Genomic DNA, 21,481 nt, shown 5'->3' with positions numbered 1-21,481 from the left:
TCAAATTTCTCGTATTTGAGGAATTTGTACGTGGTGATGGTATGAGAGCCGATGTAGGACAGGGATGTGGCTCTCATGAGTTGCGTATCAACTCGCATGCCGGTCCTATTGCTGACGGCAGATGTGTCGCTGTCGATCTCACCGCGCATCATTCCCCCGAAGCCTTCATCAGATATTGGAGCGACAAGGGCGGGTCGGAGCGTGCCAATTACCAGAAATTCATCAACCAGCTCTGTGCCCTGATCGGTACGGCGGAGCCGGAAGCGTCGTCGGAACAGGACGCGCTCAACAACTACGTCTATGAAAAGAGGGTGCGGGCGCTCGATCTGGAGGGCGATGACGGGCGGAACAACTATCTCGACTGCTACAAGCGGGATTGCTTCGTCCTGGAGGCCAAGCAGTCGCGCAAGCGCCAGCGCGGCGGGCAGGAAGTGGGCGACCTGTTCGGCGGGTTGCCCCACAGTTCCCCGCCTGCCGGGACGCGGCCGTCATGGGACCGGCTGATGCGGCAGGCGCGCGCCCAGGCCGAACGCTATGCCAAGGCGCTGCCGACCGATCACGGCTGGCCACCCTTCCTGATCGTCGTCGATGTCGGGCATGTGATCGAGACCTATGCCGACTTCACCGGGCTGGGGAAGGCCTACATGCCCTTTCCCGACAGCCGGTCGCACCGGATCAGGCTGTCGGATCTCGCCGATCCGGAGATACGGGCGCGGCTGAAGGCGATCTGGGAAGCCCCCAAAAGCCTCGACCCCAGCGCCCGGCGGGCCGAGGTGACGCGGGACATCGCGCAGCGGCTTGCCCGGCTGGCGCAGAGCCTGGAAAAGCGCTACGAGCCGAAACAGGTGGCGCTGTTCCTGATGCGCTGTCTGTTCACCGCCTTCGCGCAGAATGTCGGGCTGCTGCCGGACGGCGCCTTCACCGGCGTGCTGGACGACGCCCGGCCGAACCCGCAATTCCTGCCGCGCTATCTGGAGCCTTTCTGGCGCAGCATGGACAAGGGCAGCGATCACGACACCACCATCCGCGCCCGCGTCCGCCACTTCAACGGCGGGCTGTTCCGCGAAGCCGAGGCGCTGGCGCTCGACGAACAGGAGATCGGCGAATTGATCGCCGCCTGTTCACGCGACTGGAAGAATGTGGAGCCGGCGATCTTCGGCACCCTGCTGGAAAACGCGCTGAGCAAGCGCGAGCGCAGCCAATACGGCGCCTTCTTCACGCCGCGCGCCTATGTGGAAAGACTGGTGGTGCCGGCCGTCATCGAACCGCTGATGGCGGAGTGGCGGAACGCGCAGGTGATCGCCGAGAACGCGCGGCAAAAGAACGATCCGGCGCAAGCGATCAAGCAGATCAAGGATTTCCACCAAAAGCTCTGTTCGGTGAAAATACTGGATCCGGCCTGCGGAAGTGGAAATTTTCTTTACGTCGCCCTGGAGAAGATGAAGGCCCTGGAAGGGGAGGTCATTGCGACGCTGGAGGACATCGGCGGCGGAACGCAGGCCAATCTCGATCTCGCCGGGCACACCGTCGGTCCGCACCAGCTTCTTGGGCTGGAAAAGAACCCCCGCGCGGTGCCGATCGCCGAGTTGGTGATCTGGATCGGTCATCTGCAATGCCATCTGCGCCAGCGCGGGCCGGAAAGCCTGAGCGAGCCGATCCTCCACTCCTACGACAACATCCGGCAGTGCGACGCAGTGCTGACCTGGGATCGGGTGGAACCGATGCTGGACGAGGCCGGGCAGCCGCGGGTGAAGTGGGACGGCCTCAGCTGGAAGACCGACCCCTTCACCGGCCAGGAGGTGCCGGACGAAAGCCGGACGGTTCCGCTGCAACGCCATGTCGGCGCCAGGCCGGCGGACTGGCCGGAGGCCGATTACATCGTCGGCAACCCGCCCTTCATCGCCGGCAAGGACCTGCGCGCCGAACTGGGCGACGGCTATGCCGAGGCGCTGTGGAAGGCCTATCCGCACATGCCCGGCGGCGCCGATTTCGTCACCTACTGGTGGGACAAGGCGGCCGATCTGGTGCGCAAGGGAGCGGCCCGGCGCTTCGGCTTCATCACCACCAACAGCATCACCCAGACCTTCAGCCGCCGGGTGATCCAACGCCATCTGGACGCGAAGACACCCCTGTATCTGACCTTCGCCATCCCGGACCACCCCTGGGCGGACGGGCAGGGCGCGGCGGCCGTGCGGGTGGCGATGACGGTGGGTGCGCTCGTCGAACATGACGAACGGACCGGCTTGTTGAAGACGGTGGAGCGCGAAGGACAGGCACCGGATCGGGATGGAGCGGTGCCGGTGGTGCTTGCCGTGCGGCAAGGGCGCATACATGCGAACCTGACCACCGGTGCGGACGTGACGGCGGCGAAAGCGCTCAAGGCAAATGACGGGCTATCCTCTCCCGGTGTCAAGTTGCATGGCTCGGGCTTCCTCGTCACCCCGGCACAGGCGCGCGCCCTCGGTCTGGGGCGGATTGCCGGATTGGAAGAGAGGATACGCGAATATCGGAACGGCCGTGACCTGACCGGGCGCTCCCGCGGGCTGATGGTGATCGACCTGTTCGGCATGACGGAAGCCGAAGTCAGGCAGAAGTATCCTGACGTTTACCAGTGGCTGTTGGATCGCGTGAAGCCGGAGCGGGAGGCGAAGTCGAATACCAAAGATGGCGCGGAGTATGCGCGTTTGTGGTGGATGTTCGGGAAAGTCAGGCCGGAGTTAAGGAAAGCTATTGTTGGAATCGATAGATATATTGCCACGATTGAAACGAGTCGCCACAGAGTTTTTCAATACGCGCCCTCTCGTATTTCCCCTGATAATAAGCTTATTGTAATAGGTTCGGATGATGGCTTCGTCTTGGGTGTATTGTCGAGCAAAATTCATTGCACATGGTCGATAGCTGCAGGTGGTTGGCTCGGGCAGGGTAACGACCCTGTCTATGTCAAAACCCGCTGCTTCGACACCTTCCCCTTCCCCAACGCCACGCCGCATCAGAAGCGGGTGATCGGGCAGCTTGCCGAGGAACTCGACGCCCATCGCAAGCGGGTGCTGGCCGCGCATTCGGATCGGCTGACGCTGACCGAGCTTTACAATGTCCTGGAAAAGGGGCGGAGCCGGGAGGAGCTGACCGCGCGCGAGATGGAGATTTACCAGTTGGGGCAGGTCGGTGTGATGCTGGACCTCCACAGCCGGATCGACCATGCGGTGGCGGACGCCTATGGCTGGCCTGCCGATCTGGAGGATGCGCGGATTCTGGAAAATCTCGTGGCGCTGAACGCCGAGCGTCACCGCGAGGAACGCGACGGGCTCGTCCGCTGGCTGCGGCCGGACTACCAGAACCCGAAGGGACAAGGCGCCGCCGTCCAGATCGCGGCGACGCTCGACATCGCGGCGGACACGGCGAAGCGGATCGTCTGGCCGAAGGCGCCGACCGAACAGGTCCACAGCCTGATGGCGGCGCTGAACCGCTGCGGCCGTGCCGTCGAAGCCGAAAGCCTCGCGCGCCAGTTCAAGGGCGCCAAGTCGCCGCGGGTCAAGGAACTGCTCGACATCCTGGTGTCGGTCGGCCACGCCCGGCAGATCAACAACCTCTATGCACCTTAAGGGGCGGGTCCGGAATTCGCCGGTTCCGCGTCCCGATGCGAGGGGAGTTGCCCCGGTCACGGCTTGCGGCAGATCACCTCGGTCGGGAGGATGCGCTGCTCCTCCAGGTTCCTGACCTGATTGCGCGCCATCTCGCGGAACTCCGAGCCCAGAAGGAGGTGGAAGCCGAGTGTGGGCGGGCCGTCGCGCTCGATCCGCTCGCGCAGTTGCTGGAACCATGCGCGGCCTTCCGCGCTGGTGTCCCGCCAGCCGACGATTTCGAAGCCGCTTGCGCTCAGCAGATCGCGGAGTTCATCCGGCGCGGCGAGGAAGCTGGTGGCGGGGTCGCGTGCCCATGGCACAGGGAAGTGAACCGGACCGCCCGGTCCTTCGAGCAGATCGTAAAGGCCGAACAGGCCGCCCGGCTTGAGGACGCGCGCGACCTCGGCGTAGAACCGCCGCTTGTCGGAAATGTTCATCGCCACATGCTGGGTATAGACCCGGTCGAAGCCGGCGTCGGGCAGGGGAATGTCCAGCGCCGAGCCTTGCAGATACTCGACGATGCCGCCCAGCCCGACCCGGTCGGCAAGGACGGTTGCCGTGCGGCAGTATTCTTCGGTGAGGTCCAGCCCGACGACCCGGCAGCGGTAGAGATCGGCGAGGTGGCGGGAGGGGCCGCCAAGGCCGCTGCCGACATCGAGGACCCTGGTGCTTGTGTCCAGACGGAGGGCCCGGCCGAGTTCGGCGGTGGCTTCGCGCCCGCGGATGTGGAACTCGTCGATCGACGCGAGGTCGTCGGGACGCAGACGGGAGAGGTCCTTTCCCGCCCGTTCCAAGGCAGCGAGGATTTCCGCAGCCAAGTCCTGGCGCCCGTAATGCTCGGTCACCCGTTGCTCGACAGACATGCCGCCCTCCCCTGGTTCGATCCCGGTCCCAGCGGGTGTGCAATCATCGGCCGGACCGGGCATCCTGGCAACTGCGCCTTGGAAAGCGCCGCTGCCGCCGACGGCAGGCCTTCCGGTATCATCCGGATATGCGGCATCCTAAATTGTACGTACTACAAACTTGACGGTCCGGGCTGTCCGGCGCATCATCATCGGCGTGATGGATGGTGCCGAAAACGCATTGTTCCCACGACGCCGACCGGCCTGAGCGCCGGCCGGAACCACGGCTGGAGTTCCAGTGGCAACGACCCACGGCCGCTTATCGCGCGCCGCCACATGACCTGTTGCCCGTCCGGCTGTTCGGCGGCGGAGCCATACCCGGGTGGCTCCGCCGCCGATTGTTCTTTGAGCCGACTGTTTTTTGGGCAGCGGCCACGAACCGGTCCAATCCCCGCCATCCTCCCGCCTCATTTCTGTCACGTCCTGTCCCGCTCCGCATTTCACCAGGGCAGCGGTCAGCGCGTAATGGATTTTGCCGAATTTCATACCACTTTTGAGCAAAGACCCCCGGCAACCCCTGCCGAAATCGCTCGAAAATCAAACGAAACTTCGAAAAATATTGATGCGCTTTCGCAAAATGGGGGTATGGGCTGTGGCTTTAACGCGCCATTAACCAGACTGGATTGAGTTTAGGCACATCAGACGCGGCCAACTCCAACCAGCACGCGAAGTTGACTTCCAGGCTAGATGGAAATGGTTCGTCCCGTGTTAATGCCGATATGTCGGTTTCCCTTGGATTTGAAAGGCCCGCCCCCATGACCGTGCCGGCAGTCCTCCGCGATGTGGCGCAGTATGGCGCCTACGCCGCCGGCCGGGGCCGACATGCGGGCCTGCTGGTCGCGGTCCTGCTGCTGGCCGGCTGCCCGGCCAACACGGTCGGACCCTGGGGGGGAGCCGACGTGACGGCGGCCCGCCCGCCCGCACATCCGGCGACCCCGCCGGTGCCGAAGCCCAAGCCGGTCCGGAAGGCTCCCGACGCCGCCACGCTGGCGCCGGCCCTGCCGATGCCGATGCCGGGCCCGCCGGTGACCAACGGGGAACTGACCGCCGATCAGGCCACCACCCATCTGGCGGCCATCGGATCCGACAACGCCGCCCAGGCGGCGATGCCGCCTAATGCCGCCCAGGCGGCGATGCCTTCCATGGGCGGCACGCCCACCCAACCCGCAACCACCAACGCCGACCCCGACAGTCTTGTCGGGCTGGACGAAGTCCAGACTCTCAAACTCCTGGGGTCCCCCGTTGCACGGGAAGAGGCGCCTCCCGCCAAGATCTGGCGGTATGCCAAGGGCGATTGCACCCTCAAGGTGTTCTTCTTCATGGATATGACCTCGTCCCAGGACTTCCGCGCCCTCTCTTACGATATGAAGAGCAGCCAAAATGTCCCTGACGCCGACCACCGATGCTTCGCCCAACTCCTCGCTCAAGCTGACCCAGGGCGCCCTGTCCGCGCCGGGGTTCAGTAAGGCGGAGTCGAACAAGGGAATGTCCGCAATGACCGAACCGACCATTGCCCGCATCGCTCTGGTGGACGACGACGACCTGTTCCGTGAGTCGCTCAGCCTCAACCTCGGCGACGAGGGGTACGAGGTCATCACCTTCGACCGCGGCGAACCGGCGCTCGACTTCTTCGCCGAAGGCGGGTCGGTCGACATCGTCCTCCTCGACTGGCGCATGCCCAAGCTGGACGGCATCGACGTCCTGCGCCAGATGCGCGCCCGCGGCATCGCCACGCCGGTCATCTTCCTGACCGTGCTGTCCGACCAGATTTACGAAGAGGCCGCCCTGGCCGGCGGCGCGCTGGACTTCGTCGAGAAGTCGCGCAGCCTGTCGATCCTGCTGAAGCGCATGCGCCTGATCCTGGATGGCATCAAGGGCGACGCCACCAAGGGCGCCGAGGATGCGGAGGCCGGCGGCAACAGCACCAGCCACCGGCTGGGCGAGCTGGAGCTGCGCCTGGACAACAGCCGCGCCTTCTGGAAGGGCAAGCGCATCGACCTGACGCTGACCGAGTTCAACATCGTCAAGCTGATGTCGACCCGTCCGGAAGAGGACGTGTCCTACCGCGAGATCTACGACCTCGTCCACGGCAAGGGCTTCGTCGCCGGCTACGGCCCGTCGGGCTACCGTGCCAACGTCCGCGCCTTCATCAAGCGCATCCGCCAGAAGTTCCGGTCGGTCGACGCGACCTTCGCCTGCATCGAGAACTATCCGGGCTTCGGCTATCGCTGGGGCAAGGGTGAGAACGCGGCCAACCAGGGCCGCGATGAAGATGGTATCGGCGAGGATATGCTGATCGATGGCGCTGCTGCCGACTGACCTCGCGTTGCGGGCGCCCCGACGGGCGTCCGCCCGCCTGCTCTGGCTCTGGCGCTCGATGGCGAGCCGCCTGCTGCTGCTCACCCTTGTCTTCATCGCAGTGCCGGTCCTGCTCTATGACCAGTTCCAGCGCGCCGACGAGGCGTCGCAGCAGCTTCTGCTGAAAAGCGCCCAGCGCCAGGGCGAGCTGATCGCCCGCGCGCTGGAACCCGAACTGCTGGGCGTCGACCGCACCGCCCTTCCCAGCCTGAGCATCGCGCTCGCCCGCTATGGCGACGACCGCACGCGGCTGAAGCTGCTGGTGCGTCCGCGCGTGACCGCCACCGGCGCCGCCACCACCCCGTCCGGGGCCAAGGCCGGGCCGGAGCCCTTCTTCTACGTCGCCGCGGCCCCCAGCCTGTCCACCGCCGACATCGACGCCGAACGGCGCCTGCTGCTCGAACAGGGCGTGCTGGACCGTCTGGGGTCGAGCTGCGCCGGCAATGCGACGCTGGCGATGCGCGTCCCCCATCTGGAAGGCGGGGAGGAGGTGCTGTCCTCCATCACCCCGATCAAGACCAGTTTCGGCTGCTGGGCGCTGGTGACCAGCCACGCGACGGAAGCCTACATCTCCTCCTCCATCGGCCGCCCATACTGGAGCACGCCGGCGGTCCAGGCCGCCGCCGCCATCTATCTGGCGATGGCCGCCCTGGTGCTGGCGGTGCTGGCCGGCATCTGGCGCAACCTGAACCGCTTCGGCGATCTGGCCCGCCGCATCGTCGGCGGCGACGATACGCCCGAACGCGGCGACCGCGACGCCTCCTTCGCCGCGCGCAACACCGTGCCGGAATTGGCCGGCGTGGCCGAGGATTTCGACCGGCTGGTCTCCACGCTGCGCGACAGCGCCCAATCGCTGCGCCGTGCCGCCGAGGACAACGCCCATGCCTTCAAGACGCCGATCGCCGTGATCCGCCAGTCGGTGGAGCCGCTGCGCCGCGCCCTGCCGGCGGAGAACGCCCGCAGCCAGCGCGCCCTGACGATGATCGAGAAGTCGCTGGACAAGCTGGACGGGCTGGTGTCCTTCGCCCGCCGCATGGACGAGGCGGCGGCCGACCTGCTGGCCCCCGCGCGTCGCCGGGTCGATTTGTCGTCGCTGGTGGAACGGATGGCCGGCGGCTATACCGGGCTGCTGGCCGAACGCCGCCTGCACATGCGCTCGCGCATCGATGCCGGGCTGGTGGTGCGGGCCAGCGAAGAGACGCTGGAGACCATCGTCGAGAATCTGGTGGAGAACGCCGTCAGCTTCTCGCCGCCCGACGGGACGGTCAGCGTCCGCCTGACCCGCAGCGGCTCCCAGGGCGCAATGATGGCCGAACTGGTCGTGGACGACGAAGGGCCGGGTGTCGATCCCGCCAACCTGGATCGCATCTTCGAGCGCTATTTCTCCCACCGCGAACCCGGCCGCGGCATGCCGGAGGACGAGGCGGCGGCGCATCAGGCCGGCGCGGCCCATTTCGGCATCGGGCTGTGGATCGTCCGGCGCAACATCGAGGCCTTCGGCGGCCGTGTCCGCGCCGAGAACCGTCCCACCGGCGGCCTGCGCATGACGGTGGCCCTGCCGCTGGCGGCCTGATCGGCTGTACTGCGGCGTCCCAAGCGACATTCGGGGCGAACGGGCTTCGGATCTGCGGCGTCTTCGCCGCTCCGGCTATGGTCCGGCATGGCCTGATCCCGTTTTTTCCGTTAGGATCGGGGCTGCCAGCCGAACAGCATTCCGAGCCGCCGATGGACCGCAATCTCGATTCCACCGACATCAAGATCCTGCGCGAACTGCAGGATGACGGCCGCCTCAGCAATGTGGAACTGGCCCGCCGCATCAACCTCAGCCCGGCCGCCTGCCTGGAGCGGGTGAAGCGGCTGCAGGCCGACGGCATCATCCAGCGCTATGTCGCGCTGCTCGACCCGCACCGGCTGGAAGCGGGAATGCTGGTCTTCGTCGAGGTGGTGCTGGACCGCACCACGCCCGACAATTTCGACGATTTCAAGGCCACCGTGCTGCGCATGCCGCAGATCATGGAATGCCACATGGTGGCCGGCGGCTTCGACTATCTGGTCAAGGCCCGCGTGCGCGACATGAACGAATACCGCCTGTTCCTGGGCGAACTGCTGTCCACCGCCCGCGGCGTGCGGGAAACCCACACCTACGCCGTGATGGAAGAGGTGAAGAGCGTCACCGCGATCCCGCTGGATGGGCTGTCCAACGGGTCGTTACGCGGGTGAATGGTCAGACAGCAAAGCATTTTCCAAATTGCACAGTGGCTTAGAGCCGGCTGTCCATTCTGGACGCATTTTGCGAAAATTGTGGCGGGCCAATTTTACACCGACCTTACAGTTCAACGCGGCGTTTGTTCATTTGCCAACATTATGACGCGGCATGCCACTTGCAGCGGAGGGGCAGGCCCGGGAGGCGATCGATGAGTCGCCCGGCGGTTGCGATGCCGTCTGCATCCCCGGCCATTTCCTTCGAGACTTTGGCTGGAGCGGAGCCGCCTCATGCGCGTGAACACACCGATCACCGACCGGGAAGTCCATCTGACCGAGGGGGTTCCCCTGGTGTCCCGCACCGACACCGGCGGGCGCATCACCTTCGTGAACCAGGCCTTCGTCGAGATCAGCGGCTTTGACGAACATGAGCTGATCGGCGCCCCCCACAACCTCGTCCGCCACCCCCACATGCCGAAGGAGGCCTTCGCCGACCTGTGGGCGACGGTGAAGAAGGGACGGCCCTGGGAAGGGCTGGTGAAGAACCGGACCAGGGGCGGCGATTACTATTGGGTGCGGGCCAACGTCACCCCGGTGGTCGAGAACGGCGCCGTCACCGGCTATATCTCGATCCGCTCCAAGCCCTCGCGCGAGGAAGTCGCGGCGGCCGAGGCGCTGTATGCGGAGATGCGCGACGGCCGCGCCGCGCTGGCGCTGGAGGAAGGCGCCCTGGTGCGGAAGAGCCGCACCGGCCGGGCCGCCGCCTTCGCCTGGACCAGCCTGTCGGGGCGCATGGCCGCGGTGTTCGGGCTGCTGATCCTCGCCATGCTGCTGGCGGGCTGGCTCGGCCTGGACGGCATGTCGAATTCCAACCGGTCGCTGCGCACCGTGTATGAGGACCGCACGGTTCCCGCCTATCAGATCGGCGAGATCCAGAACCTCGCCCGCGACAGCCGGCAGCGCCTGACCGACCTCGCCGCCGACCTGCGGGCGGAAAGCGGCGCCGGCGACCTCGCCGCGGTGGAGGCCGCGGTGGAGAAGGAGGTGGCGGACAACGGCGCGGCGATGCGGCGCCTGCTGGCCGACTATCTGGCGACCTATCTGACCCCGGAAGAGGCCGTCCTCGCCGAGACATTCAAGCCGCTGGTCGGGACCTATCTGCAGCGCGGGATCGAACCGGCGCTGGCGCTGGCGAAGCGGAAGGATGCCGCCGCGCTGGATGCCCATCTGCGCAGCGCCGTCCGCCCGGCCTTCGCCGACCTGCGCCGGGTGTCCGACGCCCTGCTGGAGCTTCAGATCCGGGTTGCCCGGGAAGAGTTCGACAACGCGGAACGGGATTACGGACGCCGCGTCGTCCAGGTCGCCGTGGCGATGCTGCTGAGCGCCCTGCTCGCCGCCCTGTTCGGCTGGGCGATCCTTCGCACGGTGCGCCGTCCGCTGGCGCTGCTGGAACGGACCTTCGAGCGCATCGCCCGCGGCGCCCTGACCGACCCGATGCCGGCCGTCGGCGTGCCGGAGTTCCGCCGCGTGGCGTCGGAGCTGAACGCCATGAAGGCGAAGCTGGCCTATGGCATCCACGAGAAGCACGAGACCGAGATGCGCCAGAAGGCGCTGACTCGCCAAGCCCTGCTGGAAACCTGCAAGTCCATTGAAGGCGACCTCGATTCCACCTGGATGGGCGTGGAACTGGCGAGCCGGCGGGCCGGCGACGGCATCCGGCACCTGATGCAGTCTCTGGGCGTGGTGCGGGAGAACACCGTCGTGGTGTCGGCCGCCTCCGAACAGGCCAGCGCCAACGCCCAGTCGGTCGCCGCCGCGACGGAGGAGCTGAACTCCGCCGGGCACGAGATCGCCCGGCAGGCGGCGCGCTCCAGCGAGGTGGCGCGGCGCGCGGTGGACAGCGCCCGCGGCTCCGCCACCGCCATCGGCCAGATGGAGGTCGCGACGGAGGAGATCGCCAAGGTCGCCAGCCTCATCAACTCCATCGCCGGCCAGACCAACCTGCTGGCGCTGAACGCCACCATCGAGGCCGCGCGGGCGGGGGAGGCCGGCAAGGGCTTCGCCGTCGTCGCCAGCGAGGTCAAGACGCTTGCCAACCAGACGGCGAAGGCGACCGAGGACATCGCCCGCCAGATCGAGCAGCTCAAACAGGCGGTCGGCGGCAGCGTCACCGCGATCCAGACCGTCATCTCGGTGATCGAGGAGATCGACGAGGCCGCCGCCGCGACCGCCGCCGCGGTGGAGGAGCAGTCGGCCGCCAACGCCGAGATCGGGCGCAGCGCCACCAACTCGGCCGGCGGCGCCTCCCAGGTGTCGGGCAGCGTGCTGCACATCCGCGACCAGACCGACGAGATCACCGGCATCGCCACCGACGTCAGCCGCCGCATGACCGACACCCAGGGCGCGGTGGCCGACCTGAAGCGCCGGCTGGTCATCGCGCTGCGCCAGTCGGTGGCGGGCGACCGCCGCGTCTCCAACCGCATCCCGTGCGAGGAGCCGATCGGCCTGACCGTGGCCGGCGACCGCCGCACCGTCACCATGCTCGACCTGTCGCTGGACGGGCTGCTGGTGGACAGCAAGGGGCTTTCGGAACTGGCCGAGCAGACGCGGCTGACCGTGACCCTGCGCGACGTCGGCGACCTGCCGGCCATCGTCGCCGGGATCAGCGACCTCGGCCTGCATCTGGCCTTCGACGAGCTGTCGGACGCGCAGTCCAACCGGCTGGAGCGCGCCTACGACGCGATGATCGAGGCGGATTCCGCGATCATCCAGTCCGCCCAGAACACCGCGGCGGCCCTGGCCAAGGCGCTGGAGGGAGCGCTGTCCAACGGCAGCATCGGCGAGGAGGCGCTGTTCTCGACAGAGTTGGAGACCATCCCCGGCACCGAGCCGGAACAGTGCATCGCCCCCTTCACCGAACTGACCGACCGGCTGTTCCCGGCGATCCAGGAGCCGGTGCTGGCCTCCAATCCGCGCTTCCAGTTCTGTGCCGCGGTCAACGCCGTCGGCTATCTGCCGACCCACAACGCCCGCTATTCCGAACCGCAGCGGCCGGGCGACGCCGCCTGGAACGCCGGCCATTGCCGCAACCGCCGCGTCTTCGCCGACCGCTCCGGCCTCGCCGCCGCCCGCAACACCCGTCCGTTCCTGCTGCAGGCCTACCGCCGCGACATGGGCGGCGGCCAGATGGTGCGCCTGAAGGAGGTCGATGCGCCGATCGTCGTGCGCGGCCGTCACTGGGGCAACCTGCGGCTGGCCTATATGCCGTAAGCGCCTCAGAGCGCGATCAGCCGCAGCGCGAGCGCCTGGGCGACCGCGTGGCTGCGGGAGTGGACCGACAGCTTGCGCATGCAGTTCTTGACGTGGAAGTTGGCGGTGTTCTCGCTGATGCCGAGGATGATGCCGATTTCAGCCGCCGTCTTGCCGCGGGCCGACCAGGACAGGCAGTCGCGTTCGCGGCCGGTCAGCCGCGGCGGCTCTGCGGCGGGCAGGCTGCTCTCCACCCCCCGCAGCTGGACGATCCGGTCGTTGCAGTAGAGCATGAACATGCTGAGCGGGAAGCGGACCCGCTCGACGGTGCGGGCGAACTCCTCGGCCGTACCGGTCCAGAACAGCGTCGTCAGCGCCGACACCGGCGACCCCGTCCGCGACACGCCGTGGAAAGGGATCGTCAGCCCGTCGCGATAGCCGTGATCGGCGGCGAAGCCGATCACCCGAGTGATCGCGTCGGACATCGCCGGGTCCAGCGTGCCGGATCTCAACCTATCGACCGCTTCGCTCCAGGAAAAGGCGACGTTGGATAGCTTGGCCGTCTGGGCGACCGGGTCGATCTCGTACAGGCGCTCGTCCGAATAACCGGCGATGAAGTCCTCGCGCGCAGTCGTCAGGTAGAAGGGGATCACGACCTCGCACCCCGGCTCGCCGATGCCGCGGATGTCGAGGTGGCTGAAGCCTGAAAATCCGGTGCGGTCCGCAACCTCGTTCATCAGGCGGACGACGTCGCCGATCGTCATGCAGGAATTCAGCCGCCCGATATCGTCGAAGAACATGTTCGGCATGCTGTGCAGGCTCCTCCATCATCCGGTCTTTCCTGGCGTTTCGTTCCCGGTCCCGGCCCGCTGCCGTCCGGCGGGTGGGTGGGCTTGCCAGATCTCGCCCTACCAGATCTGGTAGTCGCCCTTTGCGGGAAAAATGCTTACAGGAATATGCCGAAAGCCGCAGTTGCGGCATTTCAACTCACCCTAGTGGGTATCGGTGCCACGAACTCAACGAATCGGCTCCATCCTGCGGTTTGTCGGCCGCAAGATGGACGAAAGCAATGCAGGGATGCAGCGGTGATGCCGGAATGGACACTGAACTATATGCGCTGAAAGCCATCGACGAATTAGGCAAAACTAATAGAAACGGCCCATCACCGGCCATCGATGACCGTTCAAGATTTTGCTGATGAACGGGACCACCACGACCAGGGGCGCATCAAGACTGAAGTTGCGACAACGGGACGCATTTTAATCTGCATATTTGTTTTTGACTAAAATGATTGCATTTCGCACCATCCGCAAGTTGCGGATGCAATTGACAAAGAAGCCGAGAATTGAGTCGGACAATTCCAGAACGTCCCATTTCCCGACAGACGGTGACCCGAGGGCCCGCCACACAGGGGGGCTTCCCGCTTGTCCGGCGATCCTGCCGCACCCTCCACCCGCTCCCGAATTGACCGGGCCCATCCCGGAAGGACACGCGATGCCGATCAGCACCGCCGGCCGCGCCGGCATTCTTCTCGCCCTGGCCTGCAGCCTGCCGCTGCTGGCGTCCTGCCAGACCGTCCGCCGCCCCTATCCTGAAATCTATGTGCCGTCGGCGATTTATGCCCAGCAGCGCGGCTGGCTGGTCGAGCGCTACACCCCGACCAATCCCGGCGCCGTGCCCTATTGCGTCGCGTCGAAGCAGTCGCCGGCGCAGGAACTGGCATTCATCGCCACCCGGACCAACACCGGCCTGTCAATGAACAAGACGGGCGTGCCGGTGATGGCGACGGCGACCTATCCGATCGAGATCGTGTTCGACAGCGGCAATGTCCATCATGTGCAGGCAAAGCCGGGCGGCTTCGGCATGCTGATCGCGCCGCTCGGCGGACCGGAGGTCGGGGCGGTGCTGTCCCGCTTCGCTTCGGCCGGCACGGTGGCGCTGGCGGTGCCGGGCCTCGGCATCCGCAAGCTGTACGATCTGGACGGGTCGAGCTGGGCCATCGGCAAGCTGTCGGAGTGCATCGGCGCGCCGTCGCGCACCAAGCATGCGCCGACCAAGCCGGCGCCCGGGTCGGTGCAGTCCGGCGGCCCGTCGCCGTCGGGTAAGGCGCCGTCGGCCGGCCCGGCCCCGCAGCTCGAAACCATCGCGCCCGAGACGCCGGCTCCCGCCTACAGCCCGGCTCCGGCTCCGGCCCAGTCGCCTGCCCCGGCGGCCCCGGCTTCCGGCGGCATCGACCTCGACATGCAGATCGACCAGCCCATCGACCTGGACGAACCGAAGCGCTGATCCGTCCGCCAACGGAATGGCGGCTGCAATGGCGGCGGTCCGATGGGGGAACTCGGATCGCCGCCCACCAAACGGAATGGAATGGGGGTATTCATGGAAGGTTCGGTTCTCACCTTTAACGAGGCGGCGCAGGAAGGCCTGATCCGCACGGCGGAAGGCAAGCGCTTCCGTTTCGGGCGCTCCGACTGGAAGGACAACTCCGTGCCGTCCGCCGGGCTCAGCGTCGACTTCATGGCGGAGGAGGACTTCGCCCGTGACATCTACTGCCTGAAGGGCGGCGCCTCGTCGCTGGACGAGGCGTTCGGCAAGGCCAACACGGCGCTGCAATCGGCTTTGAAGGGGGCGGCCTTGAAGGGGACGACCCTGAAGGGTGGCCCTGGCCTGTCCGAACATCCGGTGGTCAAGCGGCTGAAGGCGGCACCGGTGCTGTCCTGGTCGATCCTGATCGTGCTGGGCTGCATCCTGCCGCTGTTCGGGCTGATGGGCGATTCGATCTCGATCCTGTCGATCGGCAAGATCGTCAACACCATCACCGACAGCGCCCGGCTGTTCGGCGGCTTCTCCGGCCGCCCGACCAGCGTCCCGGTCCAGATCTACCTGCTCTATCTGCTGTACCTGATCCCGCTTTCGGCCGCCTACAACGTCTATGGCGAGGTCACCGGCAAGCCGCAGAAGGCGGCGCAATGGGCGGCGGCGGTCCTTCCCTTCGTGATGACGCTGCTTCTCCTGACCGACGACATCGGCCGCCGGGCGCTCTTCGACTTCGTGCGCTTCGGCTATTTCGTCCTGATGGCCGGTGCCGCCGGGCTCGGCTGGCATCTGGTGATGGAGCGCAAGCGCACCTGACGGCCGCCTTCGGGCCAATCGCGCGGAAATACGCCTGACCCGGACGCCGCCCCTTCGTGGGCGGCGACGGACATGCAGTGGGGATGTCTCGTGAAACAGCTATTGATGCCGCCCCTGGCGCTCGGCCTGCTGCTCTCGCTCGCCTCGGCGGCGGGTGCGGCGGAAGACGGCCGGCGCCTCGCCTTTTCCGGAGCCCTGAAGGTCGAGATCCTCGCCGACGGGCCGTCCTGGTGCGCCGACCGCGCCGCACTCAAGGTGGTCGCCGAGGACAGGGGACTGTTCGCGACGGACGACTTCGCATCGCTGGTCCGCCGCATCGGCTCCATGGTCCTGCCGAAGGAATGCCCGGCCGCCGGCCGCGCCGCGCTCGTCGGGGTGGAGAAGGCCAGCGGCGCCGTCGTCTGGCGCGGCGAGGCCACCGCGGCCAGCGACTGGACGGTGGTGGCCGCCGGACCGTCCACGCCCGCGCCGGTCCTCCAGCCGGCACTTGCTCCGGCACCCGCTCCAGCAGCCGTGCCCGCCCAGCCCGTTCTGGAGATCGGCAAGAACTATCCCGGCATGCTGCTTCTGCTTCTGCGGCGGAACGCGACGCTGGCGGCGGATACCGGAACCCTGTCCTGGTGGGCCGGGCACCGCTTCAACCGCGAGTACCAGCAGGTCCGCTATCAGGAGTTCAAGCTCCAACCCCTTCTGGAGCGGGCCAAGGCCGATCTGTCGGCCGCCATCGGCCATGCCGATCCCGACCGCGTGACCATCGTCTACCGCACCGAATTCCAGCCCTACGACTTCGCGACCCAGCGTTTCCCGATCACGCAGAAGATCACCTCGCTGTCGGTCCAGCCCAGCTGGTGCTGCGTCGACTCCAAGCTGCCGAACAACATCACGGTCGAGGTCGACGGGCTGGACGCCATCGCCGGCATTCCGATGGACCGCGGATCGGCGCAGTCCTTCGCCGAAGGGCGCACGAGCTACGGGTCGGTCGACCGGACGCTGATGATCGGCGCCACGCTGAAGATCGACCCGGCCGGCTTCAAGTCCGACGGCTGGCGCGGGACGACGACCTCGGCGAAGCTGGAAAGCGCGGTCATCTATGCCGACCGCGATGCCACCACCGTGCTGTACCGCTTCGACGAGCGGGCGCTGGCGGGCATGTTCGCCGAGCGGGACGCCCGCAAGGCCGCCGCCGCCAAGGCGGAGCAGGAGCGCCAGCGCGAGCAGGAGCGTCAGCGGATGATCGCCCAGCGCGACCAGGACATCCGCACCCTGGCCTCCCTGCCGGCCGGCGCCCGGCTGGCCAACCTGATGCAGCCCGGCCGGATCGAGTATGGCGCCCGGCTGAACAGCCTGCGCGACGCCCGCGCCAATGCCCTGCTCCAGGGTCAACCGGTGGCCGTCACCATGCTGGTCCAGGCCGGTGCCGGCGGGCGGAGCGGCGTCGACACCAGATGGCCGGGCAAGCTGCAGGTCAGCGTGCCGGAGAACGGGCCGGAGCTGAAGACGGACGGCTGGTACGTGGTCCGCGGCGAGCTGACGGTCCCCGAAGGCGGCGACACGCTGCCGCCGGCCACGCTGGAAGCGGCGGCCGTCCACGCCTGCGCCAGGGCGGAATGCGCCGACGCGGCGGACGCCACCTTCATCGTCGACCAGAAGCTCGCCGCGGCGGGCCTGTCCAAAGGAGCCTTCTGATGAAGGTCAGCAAGAAGCTCGTTTCGGCGCTCGTCCTCGGCGCCCTGGTCGTGGCCGGCGGCGGCTGGGTCCTGGCGAAGCAGCATGCCACCGCCCAGGCCCGCGATCTGGTCGACGGTTTCCTGATCCGCGAAGGGCTGAACGGCCGCGTCAGCTATGCCGACCTGTCGGCATCGCCCTTCGGGTCGGTCAGCCTGCTGGGGGTGACGGTCACCCTGTCGCCGGATGCCGTTGTCCGCGCCACCAGCGTGGACGTGTCCGACATCGCCCTGCAGAACGGCGAGGTCCGCAAGGCCCGGCTGTCGGCCAGCGACGCCGACGTGCCGGTGCTGGCGATGGCGCGGGCCAACCGCTACAACCCTGTCCTGCGCGACCTCGTCAGCCTCGGCTACACCAGCCTGCGCGGCGACGTCTCGCTCCTGCTGGACTACGACGACCAACGGCAGTCGCTGTTCGTGGAAACCAGCGGCAGCGTGCGGGATGCCGGCGGCTGGAACGCGCGGCTGCGGGTGGAGGGGGTCGACCCGGCGATGGTGGCGACCGCCCGCCGTCTGGCCTCCGGCAGCTTCAACCCGCTGGAACTGATGGGCGCCGCCACCCAGAACATGGACATGCTGTTCCGCGTGGCGCTGGCCGAGGCCGACGTGACGGTCGACAACAGCGGCGTCCGCCGCCGCGAGCGCGAGATCGTGGCCACCGACTTCCCGCCGAAGGAGGACCCGTCCGCCCAGCGCCGCCCGCCGCTGGACCCGACGGCGCTGATCCGCGCCGGCATGGCGCCGGAAGCGGCGAGGATGTCGGCCGTCGCCATGGGCAACTGGGTGAAGGACGGCGGCAAGCTGCGGGTGGCGACCGGGCTGCCGCGGCCCGTGCCGATGTTCAAGCGCGGCGGCCCCTTCTCGCCGATCGAGCCGATCTTCGATTCCCCCGAAGGCTTCCTGGCCGTGACCAAGGCGACGATCAGCAACTGACCGGCAACCGCCGGCCTGCATCCACGGGTGACCTCATGATGATCGGGCATTTCCTCAAGGCGGCGGCGCTGGGCATGGTGGCCGCGTCGCTGGCCGCCCCGGTGACGGCGGGGGCCGCGGCGGCGGAAGGTCCGTCGGCCAGGGTTTCCGCCGCTGACCTGCTGATCGACCCCGCGGGGCTGCGCGGCAAAACGGTCGAGGTGAGCGGCGCGGTCGCCGCCTTCGCCAACATCTTCCAGATGCAGGACGAGCGGTCGGGGCAGGGGATCCAGTTCTCCAGCAACGACCGCAACATCCGGGCCTTCCTGCTGAACAACTGCACCATCCGCAGCGACAGCGAGCCGCTGAAATGCGACGGCCAGCTGACCGGGCAGGTCGGCGCCGGTCCCTTCCTCGACCGCATCGATTCGATCGCCCTGCGCGCCCGCGCCACCGGCGAGCGGATCCAGTGGCCGGCCGCGGCGGTTCCGCAAGTGGTCGCCCGCCCGCCCGCCGGCCCGTCCGCCATCCCGCAAACCGTCCCGGTCCCGGCGCCTGCCGGGGACCGTGCGCTGGTGGACGATGCGACCATCGCCGAACAGGCTGCCCGGATCGCCCGCCTCTACAAGACCGGCGGCCTGAAGGGGCTGGACCGCGAGGTTTCCGTCTGCAGCCGGGAGGCGACGGCCGACACCCCGTCGCTGTCGCGGGTGCGGGCCTGTTTCGCCGCGGAGATCGCGTCGGCGATCGTCGCGATCCCGCAGACCGATGGTCGCAAGGGAATTCCCGCCCTGCTGATACGCCCATCCTACGAAGAGCGGTTGAAGGACCAGCTCGACACGCTCGGTGTCGCAGGCGCCGACCGTCCGGCCGTGCTTGCCGGCATGGTCGCCCGCGTCACGGCGGCGCTTCCCGCCGAACTGCGGCCGAAGGCGGGGAAATTCACCTTCCCGGGCGCCCATGCGGCGGCCGACGGCGTGGCGAACGGCGTGCCGCTGCAGGGCGATCCCGCGGTGAAGGGCGAGGTCTATGAGGGGATGACCGACGGCGCCGACGGCAGCCTGTTCCTGCGTGAGAAGGGCAACGGCGGCTATTTCGTCAGCATGGGCATGGGGTCCCGCAACTGCGCCGGCAGCATTCGCGGCCATGCGACAGTCCACGGTAACAGCCTGATCCTGCGCCTGAAAGAGGTGGCGGACATGCCCGACTGCGTGCTGACCGTGCGCAAGTCGGGACGCACGGTCACCGTGTCGGAGGAACATTGCATGGGCTTCCACGGCGCGTCCTGCGCCTTCGACGGGACGCTGACCCGCAAGCAGTGAGCCGGCCGGGGCAGGCGGTCCTTTACCCCGCCGGCACCAGCACGTCGGCGCAGATCGCCCGCACCACCTCGGCGCGGTCGGCCGCGGCACCGGGGGCGAGAAGGCCCTGGCCGAAGGCGAAGGCGTAGAACAGGTAGGCGCGAGCGAAGGCCTGATCGGAGGGCAGGCCCAGCGCCACGAACAGGCCGGCGACGCTGTGCAGGCGCTCGCGGTCGACCTCGGCGATCACGCTTTCCGCCTCCGGCGCGCGGCGGGCCCAGTCGCGCACCGCCAGTTCTATCGCCATGCCGCGCGGCTTGCTGCCGCCGTAGAGCGCCAGCAGGTCACGCAGCTGCTGCGCCGGCTCGCGGCCGTCCAGCCGGGTCTGTTCCTTGATGGCGGCGATGCGGCCCGTCTTCCAGCTGTCGAGCAGGGCGTTCATCAGGTCGGTGCGGTCGCGGAAATGCCAATAGAAGCTGCCCTTGGTCACCTTCAGGGCCTTGGCCAGCAACTCCACCCGCACCTTGTCGACGCCGCCTTCGGCCAGTGCCGCGAAGGCGGCGGCCAGCCAGGATTCGCGGTTCTTCGTCTTGGATTCCATACCCGTCCTTCGCGCTTTCCGCCGCCCTGGCCCGCTTCCACAACTCCGGTGGCGATCTATACCCGAAAAGGAGGGCCGCTGACTATTCGCCCTGCTGCATCTGGATCGCGTCGGACGCCCGGCCGCGATAGTGGATGTTGCCGTCGGCGTCCAGGAAGGCGCGGTCGCCGGTCAGGTAATAGCGCCGGCCATGGCGGAAGCGCTGGGCGGTGCGCTCCGGGTTGTTGGCGTAGGATTCGAACCAGAACAGCGGGGAATGGTCGACGTCGATGGCGATCTCCCCGGCGCCACCCACCGGCGCCTCGCGCCCGTCGGGATCGAGGATGACGACGCGGAAGCCCGGCATCGGCCGGCCAAGCGAGCCGCTGGGCGGCTGGACCGCATCGCCATCCTCCGGCGCGTCGGAGTCGTAGCGGCCGATTCCGTCGGGGTCGTACCTGTTGACGATGAAGATGCCGGTCTCGCGCTGGCCATACTGGTCGAGCAGCGGGACCTTCACCGTCCGGTTGGCCCAGGCGATCAGGTCGGGCGGTAGCGGCTCGCCCACCACCGACAGGATGCGCAAGGCGAACTGGTGCGACACGCCGGGATCGGCGCCGTGCCAGGCGCGGATCTGCGACGGCGCGGCGGTCAGGTTGGTGACGCCGAACTTGGTCAGCATGCGGTAGCCCTGCCGCACGTCGTACGGCCCATCGCAGAAGATCGTCGTCCGCCCCAGCAGCAGCGGCCCGACCAGACCGTAATAGGCGCCATAGGCCCAGCCGGGATCGGCCATGTTCCAATAGATGTCGTCGTCGCGCAGATCGAGGCCGATGCGCATGTACTGCTCGATCCCCGACAGCGCCTTGACCGGCAGGGACACGCCCAGCGGCGTCGGTTCGGATTCCGACGTGTAGATCAGGGCGAAGGCGTCGCCTTCGCGGTAGCGTGCCACCTCGGCCAGCGGGGCGGCCTCGTGCAGCGACGACCAGAAGGGCACGGCGTCGGGACCGAAGGCCTCGTCACCCTCCACCGTCACCACCGGGCGGGTGTTGTCGCGCGGCACCTTGCGGCGCAGGAAACCGTTGGTGACGATGGCGCGCGCGTCGCTGTCGGCCAGCCGGTAGGCGACGGCCGATGCGGTGTAGGTGGTGAACAGCGGCATATAGACGCCACCCAGCCGCCAGATCGCCAGCGCGGTGATCAGCAGCTCCGGTCCCTTGGGCAGCAGGACCGCCACCCGGTCGCCCGCGCCGACCCCCATGCCGGCCAGCACGGTGGCGAAGCGCGCCGAATCGCGGGCCAGCCGGGCGAAGCTCAGCTCCGTCGTCTGGCCGGCGACGCTTTCATGCAGCAGCGCCGCCCGCGCGCCGTCGGCGGCGCGGACATGGCGGTCGCACAGCAGCGTCGCCAGCGCGATGGACTCGCCGCGATATTCCGCACGCAGGAAGGCCGAGGGCCGCACCATCAGGGCGGGTGGCGGGGGTGGCGCCGGCGG

The 21,481-nt window shown here is 67.8% G+C and carries 15 protein-coding genes; 11 read left to right on the top strand and 4 right to left on the bottom strand.

Going from position 1 to position 21,481, the window contains the following annotated elements; all coding sequences use genetic code 11:
• Window positions 1-80 precede the first annotated feature (80 nt).
• Window positions 81-3,602, top strand: a complete 3,522-nt coding sequence (locus TSH20_RS12870) for a class I SAM-dependent DNA methyltransferase (protein WP_199232094.1) — start codon at window positions 81-83, stop codon at window positions 3,600-3,602.
• A gap of 56 nt (window positions 3,603-3,658) precedes the next feature.
• Here the strand turns inward: TSH20_RS12870 and TSH20_RS12865 are convergent, their stop codons facing one another.
• Window positions 3,659-4,486: a class I SAM-dependent methyltransferase gene (locus TSH20_RS12865; protein ID WP_109075120.1), complete on the bottom strand. Its 828-nt coding sequence runs from the start codon at window positions 4,484-4,486 to the stop codon at window positions 3,659-3,661.
• Window positions 4,487-5,280: 794 nt separating this feature from the next.
• On the opposite strand from TSH20_RS12865, the gene TSH20_RS12860 reads away from it, so the two are divergent.
• The 5 genes from TSH20_RS12860 (at window position 5,281) to TSH20_RS12840 (ending at window position 12,355) form a co-directional block, all read left to right on the top strand.
• The gene (locus tag TSH20_RS12860) at window positions 5,281-5,991 is read left to right on the top strand and encodes a hypothetical protein (RefSeq protein ID WP_109075119.1); all 711 of its coding nucleotides are present in this window, start codon (window positions 5,281-5,283) and stop codon (window positions 5,989-5,991) included.
• A gap of 28 nt (window positions 5,992-6,019) precedes the next feature.
• Complete coding sequence (locus TSH20_RS12855; protein WP_109075118.1) at window positions 6,020-6,844, top strand: response regulator transcription factor; 825 nt, start codon at window positions 6,020-6,022, stop codon at window positions 6,842-6,844.
• Window positions 6,825-8,456 (top strand): HAMP domain-containing sensor histidine kinase, encoded by a 1,632-nt coding sequence (locus tag TSH20_RS12850; RefSeq protein WP_109075117.1) that lies wholly within the window; start codon window positions 6,825-6,827, stop codon window positions 8,454-8,456. Before TSH20_RS12855 ends, TSH20_RS12850 begins: the two co-directional genes overlap by 20 nt.
• A gap of 152 nt (window positions 8,457-8,608) precedes the next feature.
• Window positions 8,609-9,103: an Lrp/AsnC ligand binding domain-containing protein gene (locus tag TSH20_RS12845; protein WP_109075116.1), complete on the top strand. Its 495-nt coding sequence runs from the start codon at window positions 8,609-8,611 to the stop codon at window positions 9,101-9,103.
• Window positions 9,104-9,376: 273 nt separating this feature from the next.
• A complete protein-coding gene (locus TSH20_RS12840) occupies window positions 9,377-12,355 on the top strand; it encodes a methyl-accepting chemotaxis protein (protein ID WP_109075115.1) in 2,979 nt (992 codons plus the stop codon).
• 5 nt (window positions 12,356-12,360) lie between these two features.
• Here TSH20_RS12840 and TSH20_RS12835 read toward each other — a convergent pair whose 3' ends face one another.
• Entirely contained in the window at window positions 12,361-13,143 is a 783-nt protein-coding gene (locus TSH20_RS12835; protein ID WP_109075114.1) for a LuxR family transcriptional regulator, read from the bottom strand.
• Between the two features lie 685 nt (window positions 13,144-13,828).
• Between TSH20_RS12835 and TSH20_RS36145 the strand changes: the two genes are divergently transcribed.
• The 5 genes from TSH20_RS36145 (at window position 13,829) to TSH20_RS12810 (ending at window position 19,424) form a co-directional block, all read left to right on the top strand.
• Window positions 13,829-14,620: a hypothetical protein gene (locus TSH20_RS36145; RefSeq protein WP_109075113.1), complete on the top strand. Its 792-nt coding sequence runs from the start codon at window positions 13,829-13,831 to the stop codon at window positions 14,618-14,620.
• A 93-nt stretch (window positions 14,621-14,713) separates the two neighbouring features.
• Window positions 14,714-15,466: a hypothetical protein gene (locus TSH20_RS12825; RefSeq protein WP_109075112.1), complete on the top strand. Its 753-nt coding sequence runs from the start codon at window positions 14,714-14,716 to the stop codon at window positions 15,464-15,466.
• Between the two features lie 90 nt (window positions 15,467-15,556).
• Window positions 15,557-17,152, top strand: a complete 1,596-nt coding sequence (locus tag TSH20_RS12820; protein WP_146205437.1) for a DUF4852 domain-containing protein — start codon at window positions 15,557-15,559, stop codon at window positions 17,150-17,152.
• Complete coding sequence (locus TSH20_RS12815) at window positions 17,152-18,123, top strand: hypothetical protein (RefSeq protein ID WP_109075110.1); 972 nt, start codon at window positions 17,152-17,154, stop codon at window positions 18,121-18,123. Before TSH20_RS12820 ends, TSH20_RS12815 begins: the two co-directional genes overlap by 1 nt.
• Before the next feature lie 35 nt (window positions 18,124-18,158).
• Window positions 18,159-19,424: a hypothetical protein gene (locus TSH20_RS12810; RefSeq protein WP_109075109.1), complete on the top strand. Its 1,266-nt coding sequence runs from the start codon at window positions 18,159-18,161 to the stop codon at window positions 19,422-19,424.
• Window positions 19,425-19,446: 22 nt separating this feature from the next.
• Here TSH20_RS12810 and TSH20_RS12805 read toward each other — a convergent pair whose 3' ends face one another.
• Window positions 19,447-20,004: a TetR/AcrR family transcriptional regulator gene (locus tag TSH20_RS12805; protein ID WP_109075108.1), complete on the bottom strand. Its 558-nt coding sequence runs from the start codon at window positions 20,002-20,004 to the stop codon at window positions 19,447-19,449.
• Window positions 20,005-20,086: 82 nt separating this feature from the next.
• Window positions 20,087-21,481: AMP-binding protein (locus TSH20_RS12800; RefSeq protein ID WP_109075183.1), on the bottom strand; the 1,395-nt coding region annotated here is incomplete at its 5' end.

It is taken from the genome of Azospirillum sp. TSH20, assembly GCF_003115935.1.
In the GTDB taxonomy this organism is placed as follows: Bacteria; Pseudomonadota; Alphaproteobacteria; order Azospirillales; family Azospirillaceae; genus Azospirillum.
This window is presented reverse-complemented; position numbering and strand designations above follow the sequence as displayed.

Coding starts and splice junctions, on each gene's coding strand:
- TSH20_RS12840 (WP_109075115.1), top strand. CDS start 9,377: ATGCGCGTGAACACACCGATCACCGACCGGGAAGTCCATCTGACCGAG.
- TSH20_RS12845 (WP_109075116.1), top strand. CDS start 8,609: ATGGACCGCAATCTCGATTCCACCGACATCAAGATCCTGCGCGAACTG.
- TSH20_RS12810 (WP_109075109.1), top strand. CDS start 18,159: ATGATGATCGGGCATTTCCTCAAGGCGGCGGCGCTGGGCATGGTGGCC.
- TSH20_RS12860 (WP_109075119.1), top strand. CDS start 5,281: ATGACCGTGCCGGCAGTCCTCCGCGATGTGGCGCAGTATGGCGCCTAC.
- TSH20_RS12825 (WP_109075112.1), top strand. CDS start 14,714: ATGGAAGGTTCGGTTCTCACCTTTAACGAGGCGGCGCAGGAAGGCCTG.
- TSH20_RS36145 (WP_109075113.1), top strand. CDS start 13,829: ATGCCGATCAGCACCGCCGGCCGCGCCGGCATTCTTCTCGCCCTGGCC.
- TSH20_RS12815 (WP_109075110.1), top strand. CDS start 17,152: ATGAAGGTCAGCAAGAAGCTCGTTTCGGCGCTCGTCCTCGGCGCCCTG.
- TSH20_RS12850 (WP_109075117.1), top strand. CDS start 6,825: ATGGCGCTGCTGCCGACTGACCTCGCGTTGCGGGCGCCCCGACGGGCG.
- TSH20_RS12855 (WP_109075118.1), top strand. CDS start 6,020: ATGACCGAACCGACCATTGCCCGCATCGCTCTGGTGGACGACGACGAC.
- TSH20_RS12835 (WP_109075114.1), bottom strand. CDS start 13,143: ATGCCGAACATGTTCTTCGACGATATCGGGCGGCTGAATTCCTGCATG.
- TSH20_RS12865 (WP_109075120.1), bottom strand. CDS start 4,486: ATGTCTGTCGAGCAACGGGTGACCGAGCATTACGGGCGCCAGGACTTG.
- TSH20_RS12805 (WP_109075108.1), bottom strand. CDS start 20,004: ATGGAATCCAAGACGAAGAACCGCGAATCCTGGCTGGCCGCCGCCTTC.